Raw genomic sequence first — 17548 nt, 5'->3', positions numbered from 1 at the left:
TCATGTCAACCCTTAAGTTTGAAATAATCGTGCGAAATAACACTCAATATCGACAGATTCAGACTCGTTCTGCGGCCAACCATCCGGAGGTTGGCGCCGGAACCAGGTATATTGCCGCTTCGCATAGTTGCGCGTGGCCTGCTGGCCTGCGGCGATCATCTCCGCCTTGGACATCGCCCCGCGCAGGAATGCTGCTATCTCCGGTACGCCGATGGCGCGCATAACGGGCAGGTCCGGGGAGAGATTGCGCGCTAGCAGCGCTTTCACTTCTTCGACTGCACCTTGCTCCAGCATGATTTCAAAGCGCCGGTCGCAGCGTTCGTAAAGCCAGTCGCGCGGTGGGAGCAGGATAAGCGGGTGGAGGTCAACCTCACCGGCGATCCCGCCAGATGTCTCCTCCTGCCACTCAGCGAGCGTCTTGCCGGTCGAAAGTACGACTTCGAGCGCGCGCGCGATGCGCTGGCTGTCACCGGGATCAAGATGGGCAGCGCGCTCCGGGTCCTTAGCTTGCAGCGCTTCGTAGGCCTGAGTTGTCGGGAGCGCGCGAACCTTTTCACGGATTTCCGAGGCAATCTCGGGGATCGGCGCAATTCCATCGAGCAAGGTGCGCAAGTACAGCCCGGTCCCGCCCACCAGGATCGGGATCGCGCTCTCGCTATGTAGACGTCTGATCTCGAACTTTGCCGCTGACGCCCAATCTGCTGCCGAGCAGGCCCGCGCTCCATCCCACGCGCCAAACAGCAGATGCTCGACACCGTGCATCTCTTCTTCGGCCGGCCGCGCGCTCAGCACTTGTAAATCGCTGTAGACCTGCGCGCTGTCGGCGTTGATGACCGCCGCATCGCGACCATGCTTTTCCAGAGCCTTGGCAAGCCTCACCGCGACTGCGCTCTTGCCGCTGGCGGTCGGGCCTGCGATGAGCGCGAGCGGTGGCAATTTGCCCGATTCAGGAGAAACTTCAGTGCCCATCGTCCGGCTGATAGCAGACCCGGCTTCGCTTGAAAGCGTCGAGCAGCAACCCGATTGGCTGATGGAAGCGGGCGTGGCTTTGTCGCTGCGTCAGGTGAAGGATGACCTGTTCGAGTTTGCATACCCTATCGGTTCTGCTGAAGTGCTTGACCGCATCCTCGACGAACTGCTGGAGGCAAGGGCGGCGCTTATCAGCGCAAATGGTTTTGAGGTCCCGCAGGTCTTCGTATCCGACATGGATTCGACCATGATCGGCCAGGAATGCATTGACGAGCTCGCTGACTATGCCGGGATCAAGGACAAGATCGCCGAAATTACGGAACGCGCGATGCAAGGCGAATTGGACTTTGAACAGGCTTTGCGCGAGCGAGTAGGACTGCTGGCAGGACTAGATGAAAGCGCGATCCAGCAATGCCTGGCTGAGCGCATCACGCCGATGGCAGGTGCGCGCACGCTGGTGCAGACCCTGAACGCCAAGGGATGCCGTACTGTACTCGTGACAGGCGGCTTTCACCATTTTGCCGATCCGGTTGGGCAGATGCTTGGGTTTGAGCGCGTAGTCGGCAACCGGCTTCACGTGGAAGAAGGCAGGCTGACCGGCGGGCTTTTGGGTCATATCGTCGACAGTTCCGTCAAAGAGCAGGTCCTCGAAGAGGAAAGCGCGAAGGCAGGCGAACACACGATTTCACTAGCGACCGGCGATGGTGCGAATGACATACCTATGCTGGAAGCGGCCACATACGGTTTTGCTTACCACGCCAAACCCAAGGCGCGCGCGGCGGCGAATGGACGGATCGATGAAGGCGATTTGACCACGGTGCTCACGCTTCTCGGCATTCCCGAAAGCGAGTGGGTCATAGACAATTAACTGACCATGATGTAGGTTTCGCTTCGCAACCTATGGAGCAAGATGATGGCGACAGCAGCACCGCGCCTGATTGACCGACCCCTGGTCTCCGAAACTCGCAAGACCACCAGTTTTCGCCCGCTCAAGGCGTGGCGTCATTTCCGCAGGCTTGTCGCTGACAAGGAAGCAACCGAAGAGGTCTTCCACATCATCGAAGCGATGAAGGGCAAGTCGAGCCACAAGCAAGCGTGGGACTTTATCCAGTCTGAGACCGGCCAGCGTTTCCTGCGTGATGAAGTCGATATTCCCGCCATGCTTGATGACCATGCGCGCTGGGCTGAGTGCGGGCCAGAAACCGTGGCGCAGCATTACATACGTTTCATGAAGCGCGAAGGGTTGTCCGCTGCCGGACTGGTGGAGGAAAGCCACAAATGGCTTCCAGCCGATCAGCGTCCGCAGGACCTGACCGAATGGTACTTTACCCGGCTGCGCGATACGCATGACCTGTTTCATGTTCTCACCGGTTATGGCCGCGATGCCTTGGGTGAAGCCGCACTGCTGGGCTTCAGCTACGAGCAGAACCATAACCTCGGGATCAAGTTCATCGCCTATGCGGCTGCGAACGAGATCCGCAAGGCAACCGGCACCAATGCGCCGCTGTTCGCTGCAATTCGCGAGGGGCGCGAGCTGGGGCGCAAGGCGGATAAGCTTGCGCACATGGATGTTCAACGCGTCATGTTGGAAGACATCAACGAGGCGCGCGCACGGATGAATATCGGCAAACCCGTCATATATCGCCAATGCCTCGCGCAGCTCGAGTCCGAGGGGCATCTCGGGGCCGACCTGATGAAGCCCGAGGCCGCCGCGGCCTAGCCGGAAACGGTCTGGCCCATCCTCGAGATATTCAGTCTGACTGCTGACAGCGCGAGCAGCAGGATAAAGACCGAAAGCAGGAACGGCGCACCGGGGAAGTAAAGCCCCACATCATCGGCGAAGGCTCCGAACAATCCGGTCATGATCAAAGGCCCAAAGATGCTGGTCAGGCTGACCATGCTTGCGACCGCGCCTTGCAACTCGCCTTGCGCATCGTCGGAAATACGCTCTGACATCAATTGCTGCATCGCAGGGAAAGTCAGCCCGCCAAATCCGCCGAGGAAGATCCCGACCATCATGACCCATCCGGCCGGCGCGAATGCAAACAGGATATAGGCCGGTACGGCGAAGCAGAAACCGATAACGATGGTGCGTTCAGCACCGAACCTGCCGATGAATTTTCCGGTGAGGCCTCCTTGGACGATAACAAGCATCATGCCGTAGAAAGCCACGCTAAGACCGATCTGCAGTTCCTCCCACCCGAAGACGAGCAGGTTGTAATAGGCCCAGACAGCGAAGGTCGATTGCGCCGCCAACTGCATCAGGAAGATTACGATCAGGAAGCCGAGCACAATCGGTGTCTTTGCCATCTGTATAATCGTGCCGAACGGATTGGCGCGCGCCATGGTGAAGCGGCGGCGCTTCTCTTTTGGCAGCGTCTCGCGCAGGATGAAAAATCCTATCGCTGTACCTGCAATCGCCAGCACCGCGGCTGCGACGAAAGGCAGCCGCTCGTCATAACTGCCAAGCACGCCGCCGATCGCAGGACCAATAACAAAGCCAGCCGCACCTACGCCGCCGAGCATGCCGAAATACTTGCCGCGCTCTTCAGGCCTGGCGACATCGGCCACGCAGCTGTTTGCCGCGGCCCAGCTTGCCCCCATGATCCCGCTCAGAAGGCGTCCGACGAACAACCACCACAGGTTCGGGGCGAGCGCCATGATGATGTAGTCGATTCCTAGCAGGAACAGCGTGATCAGCAGGACCGGCCTGCGGCCATAACGGTCGGACAATCCGCCAACGACGGGCGCGAAGATGAACTGCATCAGGGCATAGGCGAAGGCCAGCAAGCCGCCGATTTCCGCCGTCCTGTCAACAGGCTCGCCGGTAATGCTCTCCAGCAGCGTGGGCATGACGGGTATGATCAGCCCGATCCCCACCATGTCAATGAACACGATGAAGGCGACGAAACCGAGCGTCGACTTGGCCGTCGGGGGGAGGGGTGTCGCAGCGTTCATAGAGGCGCAAAGCCCATCATCACACAGTCGCCATAGTCAACTGCCAGGTGCCACAGCACGCCTATGCCAAGCGCTCTTACCCACCATTTCGGCACGCCGAGCATGAGGATGTAGAGGATCGCGGCCTCCCACCCATGCAGCAGGTGAAAGCCAATGGAGCAGCGGTTTGGATCGAAAATCGGATCGGCGAGCAGGTGGTCGAGGTCGATCAAATTGGCGCTGGCCATAACGAGGCCAGCGCGCTTCCAGTCTGCTCGCCAAATTATCGCGGCGATGAGGAACGGTGCGAGCCAGTGCCCGCCATAATGCAGGATGGGTTGTACTATCTCCAAACCGAACAAACCCGTTCGTGCTGAGCTTGTCGAAGCACCGCACTTCTTCGATCACTTGCCTCACAAAGGAAGGACGGCCCTTCGACAGGCTCAGGGCGAACGGATTCCAGATTACCCCTCCATCCAGTCGCGGAAAAAGCTCTGGTGGGCTTCGCGCAGGTGGGCGAGCGACGCGCCGAGCAGGCTGTCACCACCGACTGTACCAATGCGGTGGAAGCCGACCATCGCTGCTTCGGGGATTTCCGGCCCTTCCGCAACGATGCGGTTGAAGGCCTCGATCCTGTCTGGTGCGACGGTCATCACATAACGCGCCTGATCTTCGCCGAACCACCATTGCGCGGCGGAATAGTTCTGGCTCGCGCTAACGTCAGCGCCGAGATTTCCAGCCATCGCCATTTCGGCGAGCGCCACGGCGAGCCCGCCGTCGGAAAGGTCATGCACAGCGTTGACAAGGCCCTCCTCGATCAAGCGGCGGATGATCTGCCCGGCACCGCGCTCAGCCGCGAGATCGACCGGCGGCGCGCGGCCCTCATCGCGGCCGTGAACAGTGTCCAGCCAAAGTGACTTGCCAAGATGCGAGCGGGCCGTGTCGGGGCGAGACCAGAACTCAGGCGCGAGCATGTAGATCGCATCGCCCTCCGCTTTAAAGCCCATCGTCATCATCTTGGAGTAATCCTCGATGATGCCGACCCCGCCGATAGCAGGGGTGGGGAGGATCGCCGAGCCGCCGCCGGTTGCCTTGCTCTCGTTATAGAGCGAGACGTTGCCGCTCACGATCGGGAAGTCGAGCGCGCGGCAGGCATCGCCCATGCCTTCGAGCGCATGAACGAACTGGCTCATGATTTCGGGCCGCTGCGGGTTCGCGAAGTTGAGGCAATTGGTCACCGCCAGCGGGCGTGCGCCAACTGCGCAGAGATTGCGATAGGCCTCGGCAATCGCCTGCTTCCCGCCCTCGTAGGGATCGGCATAGACATAGCGCGGGGTGCAATCAGTGGTGATCGCCAGCGCCTTCTTGGTCCCGTGTACGCGAACAACGCCGGCATCTCCGCCGGTCTGCAGGGTATCTGCGCCTACCTGGCTGTCGTACTGCTCGGCAATCCAGCGCCGCGAAGCGAGGTTGGGGGAGGCCATCAGCTTGAGCAAATCACCTGCAATATCAGCGCTTTCCGGTACATCCTCAAGCGGCTTCACCTGCGCCCAGGCCCTGTATTCCTCTTTCGAGAGGTAAGGGCGGTCATATTCCGGCGCGTCAGCCGCGAGCGGTCCCAGCGGGATGTCGCACACCACTTCTCCGTTGAATTCCAGCACCATATGCTGCGTGTCGGTGACTTCGCCGATGACCGCGAAATCGAGTTCCCACTTCTTGAAGATCGCCTCGGCCATGGCTTCCTTGCCCGGCTTCAGGACCATCAGCATCCGCTCCTGGCTCTCCGAAAGCATCATTTCGTAAGGCGTCATGCCGGTTTCGCGGCACGGCACCTTGTTCATGTCGAGCCGGATGCCCGCCTTGCCATTGGTCGCCATTTCGACGCTCGAGGAAGTGAGGCCCGCTGCGCCCATGTCCTGGATTGCGACGATGGCGTCGGTCGCCATCAGTTCAAGACATGCCTCGATCAGCAGCTTCTCTGTGAAGGGATCTCCGACCTGCACTGTTGGCCGCTTTGCCTCGGCGTCTTCTTCGAAATCGGCACTCGCCATGGTCGCGCCGTGGATCCCGTCGCGCCCGGTCTTGGAGCCGACATAGACAATCGGATTGCCCACGCCGGTGGCCGCCGAATAGAAGATCTTGTCAGCATCCGCGACGCCAACGGTCATCGCGTTGACGAGGATGTTGCCGTCATACGCCGGGTGGAAATTGGTCTCTCCGCACACGGTCGGCACGCCGACACAATTGCCGTAGCCGCCGATTCCGGCAACCACGCCTTGTACCAGGTGCTTCATCTTCGGGTGATCGGGTCGGCCGAAGCGCAGCGCATTTGCGTTTGCCACAGGCCGCGCGCCCATGGTGAAGACATCGCGCAGGATCCCGCCAACGCCCGTCGCCGCGCCCTGATAGGGCTCGATATAGCTGGGGTGGTTGTGGCTCTCCATCTTGAAGATCGCCGCCAGCTTTTGTCCCTCTGGCCCGTCCCCAATGTCGATCACGCCTGCATTCTCGCCCGGACCGCAGATCACCCAGGGTGCCTCGGTCGGCAGTTTCTTCAGGTGCAGGCGCGAAGACTTGTACGAGCAGTGCTCGCTCCACATGACGGAAAAGATGCCGAGCTCGACCAGATTGGGCTCGCGGCCAAGCGCATGGAGCACGCGCTCATATTCGTCCGGGCTCAGCCCGTGCTGTTCGACGATCTCTGGGGTGATTTCGGAAGCTGTAGTGGCCATGTAGGCCCCTTAGCGGCGTGGACCTGACAAGAAAAGAACTGTGCGCCTGTGCCTGCGCGTTGTCCCCACCCAAGCAGCGAACAGTGTCGCAAACAGGAAGGCGAGCAGCGCCTGGCCGTAGAGCATGGGGCCCGCAGCCTGAGGCGGCGGCCCGAACCAGTTCACCGCCTGGAAAGCCAGCAGCACAGTGATCAGGATGGCCGGCGGACCCACCGGACCGTTGGTCTTCCTCATATACCAGTAGAATGCGCCCAGCGTGATCCCCAGCTCCAGCGGAATGGCGATCATAGGTTGGTTCCACAGTCCGAGCCCATGGAAATCATCGCCGCCCATCAAGCTAAGGTCCGGGCGGTGGGTCAACCAATCGAGCAGCCAGTGCGAAAGGACGACGAGCGCAGCAAGGATCGCGGCCAGCAAGTCCCGCCTCGCCCACAGAACCAGACCGCCAAACAGCAAGGCAAAGATGGCATTGCCAAGCAGACTGTGCGTGTAGGGCATGTGATAGAGGTCGAACGGCACCATGACTGTTGCGCCCGGCTCTACCCGCATCCGCTCGATCCCCACGAAGGCAAACGCAAAGAAGGCCCAATCGACCAGCTGCCCTGCCACAAACAGCGTCGCAAGCTTGGGCGCCCGCGGGCTGATAGCGGCAGCGGCAAAGGCTGGAGCAAAATGGCCGATAAACATGCGTTAGCTGGCTACCTTGAGTGTCACCCAGGTTGCAACAGCAGAAGCCGTTGCGGTGGCAAACGCCCCCCAGATGATATCGAAAACGGTAACATGCGTCGCCCAGACCTTGAATACCGCCTGACTGGTCAGATCGAACGTTGCATAGCACAGCGCGCCCAGCAGCGCTCCGTTCAGGACGGCAGTCATCACGCTGCCGCTCGCAAGACCCGGCTTGATCGCAAACCATACCATCCCGGCAAGGTAGATGAAGTAGAAGGCGGCAGCCGCACCGATGCGGAAATTTTCCGCCATGATCTCGCCGATTACCGGCCGATAGAGGTTAGGCCCAGCCCAGCGCAGCCAGAAAAAATCCAGAATGCCAAACGCGATTGCCGCGCTGATATATGCAATAATCCACTTCATTTGCTGTGCCCCGATTGGTTTCGCAACTTGACCGCGCGTTATTGCCCGGTCAATGCTCCTACACATGGATGAGGGTATCGGTTCCGCTAAAGGACAATCAGACATCGGCGAGATGAGCTTCGAGCAGGCGCTAACGGCGCTCGAAGAGATCGTGCAATCGCTCGAAGCGGGCGATGTGCCGCTCGATCAATCCATTGCTCTATACGAGCGCGGCGAGAAGCTGCGCGCAGCCTGTCAGAAGCGTCTCGACGATGCGCAGGCGCGGATCGAGCGGATCGTGACGGACAGTTCAGGTCAGGCGAGCGCTACGCAGCCGTTCGACGAACAAGGCTGAGGTTACCAGCGCGATGTTGACCGCCGTCGATACAGACCTGCTCATGAACGGGCTCAAACAGGTCCAGAGCGAAGTGGATTCGGTGTTCGATGCTCTGCTGCCGCTGCCGTCAGACACAAGGCTGCGGCTGGTGGAGGCAATGCGCTATGCCGCCATCGGCGGCGGCAAGCGCGTTCGGCCCCTGATGGTTGTCAGCACGGCAGAGCTTTTTGGCGTCTCACGCGATGCGGCAGTGCGGGTCGGTTGCGCGGTCGAAGCCATCCATGCGTATTCGCTGATCCATGATGATCTGCCGTGCATGGACGATGACGATCTGCGCCACGGCAAGCCGACTCTCCACAAGGTGTTTGACGAAGCGACTGCGGTGCTCGCCGGCGATTCGCTCCACGCGCTTGCGTTCGAGATTCTTGCCGATCCGCAGACTTCATCCGACCCCTTCGTTCGTTCCGAACTGGTCATGACGCTCGGCACAGCGAGCGGCGTCAACGGTATGGCGGGCGGCCAGATGATGGACATGGTTGCGGACGAGGAGGAGTATGATCTCCACTCGATCACGCGATTGCAGCAACTGAAGACAGGCGCGCTGCTCGCCGCTTCGGTCGAGATGGGAGCGATCCTCGGCCGCGTGGCGCCGGAGGGGAGGGCACATTTGCGAGCCTATGCGCGCGACATTGGCCTTGCGTTTCAGATCGCAGACGATCTGCTTGATGTAGAAGGCGATGCAGAGAAGGCCGGCAAAGCGCTGCGCAAGGATGAAGGGCAGGGAAAGCAGACATTCGTGACGCTGATGGGCGTTGATAAAGCGCGTGAGCAGGCGCGCGCGCTGGTCGAACAAGCGGTGGCACATCTGGGATCGCACGGTTCAGAGGCGGACATGCTCCGCGCGCTCGCCCGGTTCATTGTGGAGAGAGACAGGTGAGCACTCAAAGGATCGGCATTTATCCCGGTACATTTGATCCGATCACGCTCGGCCATGCAGACATCATCCGGCGCGGTAGCAAGCTGGTCGACAGGCTGATTATCGGGGTGACGACCAATCCGTCCAAGAATCCGATGTTCTCGACCGAAGAGCGCTTCGCGATGGTGCAGCGTGAGGTTGAAATGCTCGGGCTCGACAATGTGGAAGTGAAAGGCTTCAACGCCCTGCTGGTGAAGTTCGCCCGCAAGGAAGGCGCAACTGTCCTGATCCGGGGCCTGCGCGCGGTCGCGGACTTCGAATACGAATATCAGATGGCAGGCATGAACCAGCAATTGGACGACGATATTGAGACTGTGTTCCTGATGGCCGATGTCTCGCTCCAGCCGATTGCGAGCAAGCTGGTCAAGGAAATTGCGCTGTTCGGCGGCGATGTGACGGCCTTCGTCAGCGAGCCGGTGTGCGAGGAAGTCAACGCCCGCGTCGAGAAACTGGGACGCCTGGGCGATTATTGACCGCGACGACAGCGTTGGGGACGCGGCATTTATCATTCATTGAAGTGACAGCGGCTTGGCGTTACACCGCGCGCAACTGACGACAATCGACCTGACTTTACGAAGGTACCCATGTTCAAGAAAATTTTCGCAGCAACGGCAATGATTTCCCTGCTGGCTGCGCCCGCATTTGCGCAGGACGAAGAAGCACCCGCAACAGGCGGGTTTACCTACGCTCCGGTCAATTTTGACGCGAGCGTGGAGCCTGACAATGTGTGGCTGCTCGATCTCTCCAATGGCGAACGCGTCGCAATCCGCTTGATGCCCGAATGGGCGCCCAATCATGTCGAGCGGATCAAGACGCTGACTCGGCAGGGCTTTTATGACGGGGTGATCTTCCACCGCGTGATAGAAGGCTTCATGGCGCAGGGTGGTGATCCGACCGGCACCGGGCAGGGCGGCTCGGAGCTTCCGGACCTCGAAGCAGAATTCAACCCGATGCCGCATGTACGCGGCTCGGTCTCCATGGCGCGCGCTTCGGACGAGAACAGCGCGAACAGCCAGTTCTTCATCGTGTTCTATCCGCGTTTCAGCCTCGACAAGCGTTACACCAATCTCGGGCGCGTGATTGACAATATCGCGGCAGTCGATGCGATCAATCGCGGTGAGCCGCCCGCGAACCCGACCCGCATCCTGCAGGCGTCGCTTGCGTCCGATGGCAAGTCGCCTCCGGTCATGACACCGCCGGCTCAGGAAACCGAGATTACGCTTGATGATCTCAACGCGCCGCTCACCCCGTAGACTTCTCAAGCTCCAGCGAACGGGATAGGGCGCGCTCACTATGCGCGTTGATTTATTCGACTTCGAGCTCCCGCAAGAGCTGATTGCGCTGCGTCCTGTGCGTCCGCGCGATTCCGCGCGTATGCTCTACGTCCCCGGCGAAGGGCCGTTCGAGGACAAGGGCGTGCGCGATCTGCCCTCGCTGCTTGGGTCCGGCGATGTGCTCGTCTTCAATGATACGCGCGTAATCCCGGCGCAGCTTGAGGGGCGGCGCGGGGACGCCAGGATCGGCGTGACCTTGCACAAGCGCGAGGACCTGCGCCGCTGGCAGGCCTTCATCCGCAATGCCAAGCGCGTGCGCAAAGGCGATCAGCTCGTTTTTGGCGGCGGCGTCACCGCGATTGCAGAAGCACGGCTTCCCGATGGCAGCTTTACGCTTTTCTTCCAAGGTGACGAGCCGGTCGAAGTCCTGCTTGACCGTGCCGGGACCATGCCGCTCCCCCCCTACATTGCTGGCAAGCGCGGCGTGGATGCGCAGGACCTTGAAGACTACCAGACCATGTTTGCGAAAGAAGATGGTGCGGTCGCAGCGCCGACCGCTTCACTCCACTTCACGCAAAGGCTGGTCGATGCGATCGACGCGGCGGGAATCGCGCGCGAGATGCTGACCTTGCACGTAGGTGCGGGCACGTTCCTGCCGGTCAAGGCCGACGATACAGACAACCATCAGATGCACGCCGAATGGGGCCGGATCACGCCAGACGTGGCCGAGCGGCTTAATGCTGCGCGAGCGGCTGGCGGCAGGATCATTGCAGTCGGCACCACCTCCTTGCGCTTGCTTGAAAGCGCCGCGCGAGACGACCGCACGATCGCTCCGTTTGAAGGCGACACAGATATCTTCATCACGCCGGGCTACCGCTTCAAGGGCGTGGACGGGCTGATGACCAATTTCCACCTGCCCAAATCAACTCTGATGATGCTGGTAAGCGCGCTGATGGGCCGTGAGCGGATGATGGCGGCCTATACCCATGCGATCGAGCAGAAATACCGCTTTTATTCCTATGGTGACTCCTCGCTTCTGCTGCCCTAACGCTCGCACCCAATGACCCGCTTTTCATTCACCATCGCCGCGACTGACGGCAAGGCGCGCACGGGCAGCATCCAGATGCAGCGCGGGGACATTCGTACGCCTGCCTTCATGCCAGTGGGGACTGCTGCGACCGTCAAGGCGATGAAGCCGGAAAGCGTGCGCGGGACAGGCGCGGACATCATACTTGGCAACACCTATCATTTGATGCTGCGCCCCGGCGCAGAGCGCGTCGCCAAGCTGGGCGGATTACACCAGTTCATGAATTGGGATCGTCCGATCCTGACCGACAGCGGCGGCTACCAGGTGATGAGCCTGTCAGACCTTCGCAAACTGACCGAGAGCGGGGTCGAGTTCCGCAGCCATATCGACGGCTCGAAGCATATGCTGACCCCGGAACGATCGATGGAGATCCAGCGCCTGCTCGGCTCCGACATCGTCATGGCGTTCGACGAATGCCCGCGCGCTGACCAGCCTCGCGACGAAATCGCGCGGAGTATGGAACTCTCCATGCGCTGGGCCAAGCGCAGCCGGATCGAATTTGACCGTGGCGGCAAGCATGCACAGAGCGCCGCGCTGTTCGGCATCCAGCAGGGCGCGCTCAATGAAGACCTGCGCAAGACTAGCGCGGACAAGCTCATCGACATCGGGTTTGATGGCTATGCGGTGGGAGGTCTTGCCGTGGGAGAGGGGCAAAAGGCAATGTTTGCTACGCTTGACTTTGCTCCCCAGCAATTGCCCGAGGACAAGCCGCGATACCTGATGGGCGTAGGCAAGCCGGACGATCTTGTCGGCGCGGTCGAGCGCGGGATCGACATGTTCGATTGCGTACTGCCGACGCGCTCTGGTCGCAACGGTCAGGCCTTTACCTGTAATGGTCCGCTCAACCTGCGCAATGCGCGCCATGCAGAGGATACCGGGCCGCTAGACGAGCGTTGCTCCTGTCCGACCTGTGGGACATATTCGCGCGCCTACCTCCACCACCTGCAGAAGTCCGGCGAAATCCTCGGCGCCATGCTGGTGACTGAGCACAATCTCAGCTTCTATCAGCAGTTGATGCAGGCGATGCGAGATGCCATTGAGGCCGGGCAATTCTCTCATTTCGCGAGCGATTTCCGCCGTGACTATCTGAAAGCAGACGACTGATGCCGAAACAGCCTGAAGACTGCGCCAGCATGGCTGACGTGCGCGAGGGCGTGGACGCGATCGACCGCGCGCTGGTGGAGCTGCTGGAGACTCGGTTCGGATACATGCGTGCTGCTGCGCGGATCAAGCCGAGCCGGGACACCGTACGCGATGAGGACCGCAAGGCAGAAGTGATCGAAGCGGTACGCGCCGATGCGGAGGCCCGGGGCCTTCCAGCTGACAAGCTCGCGGCCATCTGGGACCAACTGGTCGAGACCTCGATCTCCTATGAATTCGAGGAATGGGACCGAACGCGGGCCTGAGGCCAATTAGCGGTTGAGAAAGCGATCCAGACGAAGCTCTTTCTTCTCGGGTCTTGCCTGTCTGATTGTCCTCGCCAGCTTTTCAATTCTTGCTTGCCACTTGTGGGCATGCTTTTCCGCGCCGCCAAATTTGACCTGGCCCAAGGGCAGAATTCGCACAGGTTTCATACCGCAGAATTCCAGCATCTGCTTCTTCCAGCGATGGATGATTGCATTGCCATGCGCAAGGCGGTGGTACCAGGGCGGCGTATCCATCGTTATGATCACGTCGGCTGACCTTCCGACCATGTTCTTGTCCCACCACGTATCGTTCTCGTGATAGGCAAAAGTGAAACCTGGCAGGAACAACCGGTCCAGCAGTCCCTTAAGCTCAGCCGGCTCCGCGCCCCACCACATCGGAAACGCAAACACGACATGGTCGCAAGCATCGAGCTTCTGCGCTATCATCAGGATGTCAGGCTCCCAGTCCGTGCGTTTGCGATATCCGTGACGCAAGATGGGCGTGAATTCGAGATCGCGCACGGCAACCCGCTCAATCTCGCTGCCAGCGGGTAGGGCGTTCTCGTAGATATCGAGCAGGTGGGAAACGTATCGACCTTCATCCGGGTGCCCATCAATCAGCAAGATGTTCATGCAAGTGCCCTATCGACCGCGTTTTTGAGCAGAGAAGGGATCAATGCATCTATCTCGGCCAAAAGAAAAGGGCGGCCCTGATGGACCGCCCTTTTGTTTTCTCAATGCTCTCGCGGATTAGCGCGAGTAGAACTCGACAACCAGGTTCGGTTCCATCGTCACCGGGTAAGGCACTTCGTCGAGCTTCGGCACGCGGGCAAGGGTCACCTTGTCATTTCCGTCGGTTGCGACGTAGTCAGGAATATCGCGTTCTGGCAGGCTCTGTGCTTCGATCACGAGCGCCATTTCCTTGGCCTTGTTACCCAGGCTGATGACGTCACCCACATCGCAGCGACGCGATGCGATGTTGCACTTCACGCCGTTCACGCGAATGTGGCCGTGGCTGACCAGCTGGCGCGCAGCGAAGATCGTCGGCGCGAACTTGGCGCGGTAGACGATCATGTCGAGGCGGCGCTCAAGCAGGCCGATCAGGTTCTGACCGGTATCGCCCTTGATGCGGGTCGCTTCCTGGTAGGTGCGACGGAACTGCTTCTCCGTCACATCGCCATAATAGCCCTTGAGCTTCTGCTTGGCGCGCAGCTGCAGGCCGAAGTCGCTCATCTTGCCCTTGCGGCGCTGACCGTGCTGGCCCGGGCCGTAGGAACGCTTGTTGACCGGAGAATTCGGGCGACCCCAGATGTTTTCGCCCATCCGGCGGTCGAGTTTGTACTTGGCGCTCTTGCGCTTGGACATAGGTCTTTCCTTCAATTTGCTGGCCCGCCCCAACGGCAGGCATTCAACCCGGCATCGCACCGCTGAAGCTATTCTTCAGCGTGGCCACCGCTTCACCGGGGTGCGGAGCCAATTTGCGTGAGGCGCGCCATTAGCATGCTTCAGGCGTAAATCAAGCTTTCACTGCGCCGCTGCCTGACTGAACTCAACCTGTGGGTTGGATCAGACCGAGTTTGATTTTTCGGCGGGTGATATAGGGCGCGCTCTCACCGCTTCGATTGGTCAGCAGCGATCTTCGAGACAGGGATTTGTCCTTGGCCCGTTAAGCCGATCAAGATCTTCGCGTGCCGCGCGAGCAAGCGCATCCCACTCGGATTGCGTCATGCAAACCTTGCGTGACCGGGAAATCCGCGTGCCTGTGATTTTCTCCGTTTTGCAGACTTTCGGTTCTTCTGCCGCAGGATTTTCCAGCTCACTTTCCTGCTCAGCAACCTCAGGTGGTTCTGGAGGCGGTGCAGGTTCCGCAGCTGAAGACTGAAGACCGGCAATCAACAGTGCGGCAGCAAATAACGCCATCTCATTGTCCCTTCAAATCCGAGGCAGGCCTGATGCCAACGTCAGGCATCAGACTGGTAACCGATTACTAAGACACATTATCTTGTCGCTGGAGAGTAGACAAGACGCCCCGCAGCGTGCGCACTTCCAGGTGGTTCCAGCCCGGCTTGGTCAGGACGCCGCGAAGCGTGCGCCGGGTTGTTTCTGCGCGGGCTTCGGGGAAGAAATAGCCCTTGGGCTCCAGCATCCGCTCAAGGTGCTCGATCAGTCCGTCGAGTTCGGCCTGAGAAGCGGGGGGGAGCACTTCGTCTTCGGCTGTGGGCTGCACCAGCGTTACACCTGCCTGTCCCGCATTTCGCACGGCCTTGGACCACTCATAGGCCGTCAGGATGACGGCTTGGGCAAGATTCAGCGAGCCGAATTCCGGGTTTATCGGGACAGTCAGGATGGAACGGGCGAGCGCGACATCTTCGGTCTCAAGCCCAGACGCTTCGCGCCCGAACAGGATCGCGCTTCGCCCCGGTTCGCTGACAATCGCGCGGCCTGCTTCATCTGGGGCGACAACAGGCTTTGTCACCCCGCGCTTGCGCACGGTTGTCGCATAGATATGCACGCAATCCGCGACGGCATCTGCCGTCGTTTCGAAGACCTGGGCCTGTTCGAGCACGATGTCTGCGCCTGCTGCCGCGGGGCCCGCATCGGGGTTAGGCCACCCGTCGCGCGGTGCGACAAGCCGCATCTCCGTCAGTCCGAAATTGAGCATCGCGCGGGCGGCCTTGCCAATATTCTCGCCCAGTTGCGGGCGGACGAGGACGATGACTGGCGGGTTACTTGCCGCCATCTTTGGCCGCTTCCTGCACCGTGCTGGCAAATTCCTCAAAGTCGCGGGCCTCGCTGAAGTCGCGATAGACGCTGGCGAAACGGATATAGGCGACGCTGTCGATCTGGCGTAGGCCGTCCATAACCAGCTCGCCGATCCGGCTCGACGGTATCTCCGGATCGCCTGCTGTCTCGACCTGGCGCTGGATGCCGGAGACGAGCTGGTCGATGCGTTCTTGCGAAATGTTGCGCTTGCGGCAGGCGAGGCTGACGGACTGCTCGAGTTTGCTGCGCTCGAAGGCTTCGCGGCGATCACCGGACTTGATCACCGTGACTTCACGCAATTGCACGCGCTCGAACGTGGTGAAACGCGCGCCACAACTCGCACATTGCCGGCGCCGGCGGATCGCGGAGTTATCCTCCGTCGGGCGGCTGTCTTTGACCTGGCTGTCTTCGTTGGCGCAAAAGGGGCAGCGCATTCAGGGTCTTACTTCTTGACCCTGTTGTAAATCGCAAGCCCGGCTCCGGCTACCAGGCCGACCGGCCAGGTCACCACGGGCAACAAGGCACCCGCGACCGCCCCAATTGCCGCTCCGGCCAGCAGCGGCTTGGTACCGGGATGCTTTGCGCCGCCCTTTGCAATGCCAACGATTTCGTCCTTGAACTCTGAGGTCCAATCCGATCCGCCGTTTCGTGGTTCCTTCATCCTCGCTCTCCTCACATTCCCGGATAGACTGGGAATGCTTCGCACAGTTCGCTGACGCGGCCGCGCACGCTTTCCTCGATCTGCGCGTCGCCTTCGGGGCCGTTCTTGGCAAGCCCGTCGACCACTTCTGCGATGAGCGCGCCGACCTTGCGGAATTCTGCCGGGCCAAAGCCGCGGGTCGTGCCGGCCGGCGTGCCAAGGCGAATGCCGCTGGTCACGAAGGGGCTGCGCGTGTCGTAGGGAATGCCGTTCTTGTTGCAGGTGAGCCATGCCCTGTCGAGGCCAGCCTCGGCCGACTTTCCGGTGACGTCTTTGGCGGTGAGGTCGACCAGCATCGAATGGTTGTCCGTGCCGCCAGAGACTATCCTGAGCCCGTTTTCCTCAAGGCTTGCGGCGAGTGCGCGGGCATTCTCAACCACAGCATGAGCATAGGCCTTGAACTCGGGACGTAGCGCCTCGCGAAAGGCTACCGCCTTGGCCGCAACGACATGCATCAGCGGGCCGCCCTGAAGGCCTGGGAAAACCGCCATGTTCAAGGGCTTGGTCAGTTCTTCGTCGTTCCAGAGAATGATGCCGGAGCGAGGGCCGCGCAGGCTCTTGTGCGTCGTCGAGGTAACGACATGCGCATGCGGGAAAGGCGAGGGGTGCGCGCCGCCTGCAACCAGGCCGGAAATGTGGCTCATGTCGCAAAGCAGGGTTGCGCCCACTTCGTCAGCGATTTCGCGGAAGCGCGGGAAGTCCCAGGTGCGCGAGTAGGCTGTACCGCCGCAAATAATGAGCTTGGGCTTATGCTCGCGCGCGGTCGCGGCGACTTCGTCCATATCGATCCGCTCGTCGTCCTTGCGCACGCCGTAGCTGACCGGGTTGAACCACTTGCCGCTCATGTTGACGGGCGAGCCGTGCGTGAGGTGACCGCCCGAATTGAGGTCGAGACCCATGAAGGTGTCGCCCGGCTCAAGCAGCGCGAGGAACACCGCCTGGTTCATCTGGCTGCCCGAATTGGGCTGAACGTTGGCGAAATTGCAGCCGAACAGCTCCTTCGCGCGCTCGATCGCTAGCGTTTCGACTACGTCGGCATAATCGCAGCCGCCATAATAGCGCTTGCCTGGATAGCCTTCGGCGTATTTGTTGGTGAAGACGCTGCCGGTCGCTTCCAGCACAGCCTTCGAAGCAATGTTTTCAGACGCGATCAACTCGATCTTGTCCTGCTGACGCTTCAATTCCTTGCCGATGGCCGCCGCGATCTCAGGATCGGCAGTCGCCAGGTCGTCATGCCAGAAACGCTGTATGTTGTTGGCCATGATATCGGTCTCGGATGAAGGGGCAGTGCTCATT

The 17548-nt window shown here is 60.5% G+C and carries 21 protein-coding genes; 9 read left to right on the top strand and 12 right to left on the bottom strand.

Features of this window, described 5'->3' with window-relative positions; translation table 11 throughout:
• Window positions 1-12 precede the first annotated feature (12 nt).
• Window positions 13-969 (bottom strand): tRNA (adenosine(37)-N6)-dimethylallyltransferase MiaA, encoded by a 957-nt coding sequence (gene miaA, locus ACG9DO_RS12120; RefSeq protein WP_394728277.1) that lies wholly within the window; start codon window positions 967-969, stop codon window positions 13-15.
• Between miaA and serB the strand changes: the two genes are divergently transcribed.
• On the top strand, window positions 962-1837 hold the full coding sequence (gene serB / locus ACG9DO_RS12115; protein WP_394728274.1) for a phosphoserine phosphatase SerB: 876 nt from the start codon (window positions 962-964) through the stop codon (window positions 1835-1837). The two genes, miaA and serB, sit on opposite strands and share 8 nt — an antisense overlap.
• Before the next feature lie 42 nt (window positions 1838-1879).
• Window positions 1880-2689 (top strand): Coq4 family protein, encoded by an 810-nt coding sequence (locus tag ACG9DO_RS12110; RefSeq protein ID WP_394728272.1) that lies wholly within the window; start codon window positions 1880-1882, stop codon window positions 2687-2689.
• Here the strand turns inward: ACG9DO_RS12110 and ACG9DO_RS12105 are convergent.
• The 5 genes from ACG9DO_RS12105 to ACG9DO_RS12085 all read right to left on the bottom strand — a co-directional run bounded on the left by ACG9DO_RS12105 (window position 2686) and on the right by ACG9DO_RS12085 (window position 7730).
• Entirely contained in the window at window positions 2686-3927 is a 1242-nt protein-coding gene (locus ACG9DO_RS12105; RefSeq protein ID WP_394728270.1) for a TCR/Tet family MFS transporter, read from the bottom strand. The two genes, ACG9DO_RS12110 and ACG9DO_RS12105, sit on opposite strands and share 4 nt — an antisense overlap.
• Window positions 3924-4259: a DUF6122 family protein gene (locus ACG9DO_RS12100; protein WP_394728268.1), complete on the bottom strand. Its 336-nt coding sequence runs from the start codon at window positions 4257-4259 to the stop codon at window positions 3924-3926. The genes ACG9DO_RS12105 and ACG9DO_RS12100 overlap by 4 nt, the downstream gene beginning before the upstream one ends.
• 111 nt (window positions 4260-4370) lie before the next feature.
• Complete coding sequence (purL, locus tag ACG9DO_RS12095; protein ID WP_394728266.1) at window positions 4371-6638, bottom strand: phosphoribosylformylglycinamidine synthase subunit PurL; 2268 nt, start codon at window positions 6636-6638, stop codon at window positions 4371-4373.
• A 9-nt stretch (window positions 6639-6647) separates the two neighbouring features.
• A complete protein-coding gene (locus tag ACG9DO_RS12090; protein WP_394728264.1) occupies window positions 6648-7325 on the bottom strand; it encodes a hypothetical protein in 678 nt (225 codons plus the stop codon).
• Between the two features lie 3 nt (window positions 7326-7328).
• On the bottom strand, window positions 7329-7730 hold the full coding sequence (locus ACG9DO_RS12085; protein ID WP_394728262.1) for a DUF2177 family protein: 402 nt from the start codon (window positions 7728-7730) through the stop codon (window positions 7329-7331).
• A gap of 64 nt (window positions 7731-7794) precedes the next feature.
• On the opposite strand from ACG9DO_RS12085, the gene ACG9DO_RS12080 reads away from it, so the two are divergent.
• The 7 genes from ACG9DO_RS12080 (at window position 7795) to ACG9DO_RS12050 (ending at window position 12789) form a co-directional block, all read left to right on the top strand.
• Entirely contained in the window at window positions 7795-8064 is a 270-nt protein-coding gene (locus tag ACG9DO_RS12080) for an exodeoxyribonuclease VII small subunit (protein ID WP_394728260.1), read from the top strand.
• A 13-nt stretch (window positions 8065-8077) separates the two neighbouring features.
• Window positions 8078-8983, top strand: a complete 906-nt coding sequence (locus ACG9DO_RS12075) for a polyprenyl synthetase family protein (protein ID WP_394728258.1) — start codon at window positions 8078-8080, stop codon at window positions 8981-8983.
• Window positions 8980-9495 carry a pantetheine-phosphate adenylyltransferase gene (gene coaD, locus ACG9DO_RS12070; RefSeq protein ID WP_394728256.1) on the top strand — a complete coding sequence of 172 codons (516 nt, stop codon included), beginning with the start codon at window positions 8980-8982 and terminating at the stop codon, window positions 9493-9495. Before ACG9DO_RS12075 ends, coaD begins: the two co-directional genes overlap by 4 nt.
• 111 nt (window positions 9496-9606) lie before the next feature.
• Complete coding sequence (locus ACG9DO_RS12065) at window positions 9607-10275, top strand: peptidylprolyl isomerase (RefSeq protein ID WP_394728254.1); 669 nt, start codon at window positions 9607-9609, stop codon at window positions 10273-10275.
• Window positions 10276-10315: 40 nt separating this feature from the next.
• Complete coding sequence (gene queA, locus ACG9DO_RS12060; RefSeq protein ID WP_394728252.1) at window positions 10316-11344, top strand: tRNA preQ1(34) S-adenosylmethionine ribosyltransferase-isomerase QueA; 1029 nt, start codon at window positions 10316-10318, stop codon at window positions 11342-11344.
• A gap of 12 nt (window positions 11345-11356) precedes the next feature.
• Window positions 11357-12487, top strand: a complete 1131-nt coding sequence (gene tgt, locus ACG9DO_RS12055) for a tRNA guanosine(34) transglycosylase Tgt (RefSeq protein ID WP_394728250.1) — start codon at window positions 11357-11359, stop codon at window positions 12485-12487.
• Window positions 12487-12789 (top strand): chorismate mutase, encoded by a 303-nt coding sequence (locus ACG9DO_RS12050; RefSeq protein WP_394728247.1) that lies wholly within the window; start codon window positions 12487-12489, stop codon window positions 12787-12789. The genes tgt and ACG9DO_RS12050 overlap by 1 nt, the downstream gene beginning before the upstream one ends.
• Before the next feature lie 6 nt (window positions 12790-12795).
• Here the strand turns inward: ACG9DO_RS12050 and ACG9DO_RS12045 are convergent, their stop codons facing one another.
• The 6 genes from ACG9DO_RS12045 to glyA form a co-directional block, all read right to left on the bottom strand.
• A complete protein-coding gene (locus ACG9DO_RS12045; RefSeq protein WP_394728245.1) occupies window positions 12796-13422 on the bottom strand; it encodes an NAD(P)H-dependent oxidoreductase in 627 nt (208 codons plus the stop codon).
• 117 nt (window positions 13423-13539) lie between these two features.
• On the bottom strand, window positions 13540-14154 hold the full coding sequence (rpsD, locus tag ACG9DO_RS12040; protein ID WP_394728243.1) for a 30S ribosomal protein S4: 615 nt from the start codon (window positions 14152-14154) through the stop codon (window positions 13540-13542).
• A gap of 622 nt (window positions 14155-14776) precedes the next feature.
• Window positions 14777-15529 carry an RNA methyltransferase gene (locus ACG9DO_RS12035; protein ID WP_394728242.1) on the bottom strand — a complete coding sequence of 251 codons (753 nt, stop codon included), beginning with the start codon at window positions 15527-15529 and terminating at the stop codon, window positions 14777-14779.
• Window positions 15516-15986 carry a transcriptional regulator NrdR gene (gene nrdR, locus ACG9DO_RS12030; RefSeq protein WP_394728240.1) on the bottom strand — a complete coding sequence of 157 codons (471 nt, stop codon included), beginning with the start codon at window positions 15984-15986 and terminating at the stop codon, window positions 15516-15518. The genes ACG9DO_RS12035 and nrdR overlap by 14 nt, the downstream gene beginning before the upstream one ends.
• Before the next feature lie 8 nt (window positions 15987-15994).
• Entirely contained in the window at window positions 15995-16213 is a 219-nt protein-coding gene (locus ACG9DO_RS12025; RefSeq protein WP_394728237.1) for a hypothetical protein, read from the bottom strand.
• Between the two features lie 11 nt (window positions 16214-16224).
• Window positions 16225-17547: a serine hydroxymethyltransferase gene (glyA, locus tag ACG9DO_RS12020; RefSeq protein WP_394728235.1), complete on the bottom strand. Its 1323-nt coding sequence runs from the start codon at window positions 17545-17547 to the stop codon at window positions 16225-16227.
• Window position 17548 lies beyond the last annotated feature (1 nt).

This window comes from Altererythrobacter sp. GH1-8 (assembly GCF_043702085.1).
Taxonomy (GTDB): domain Bacteria; phylum Pseudomonadota; class Alphaproteobacteria; order Sphingomonadales; family Sphingomonadaceae; genus Erythrobacter.
The sequence above is the reverse complement of the archived record's forward strand: the minus strand, read 5'-3'. Positions and strand labels throughout refer to the sequence as shown.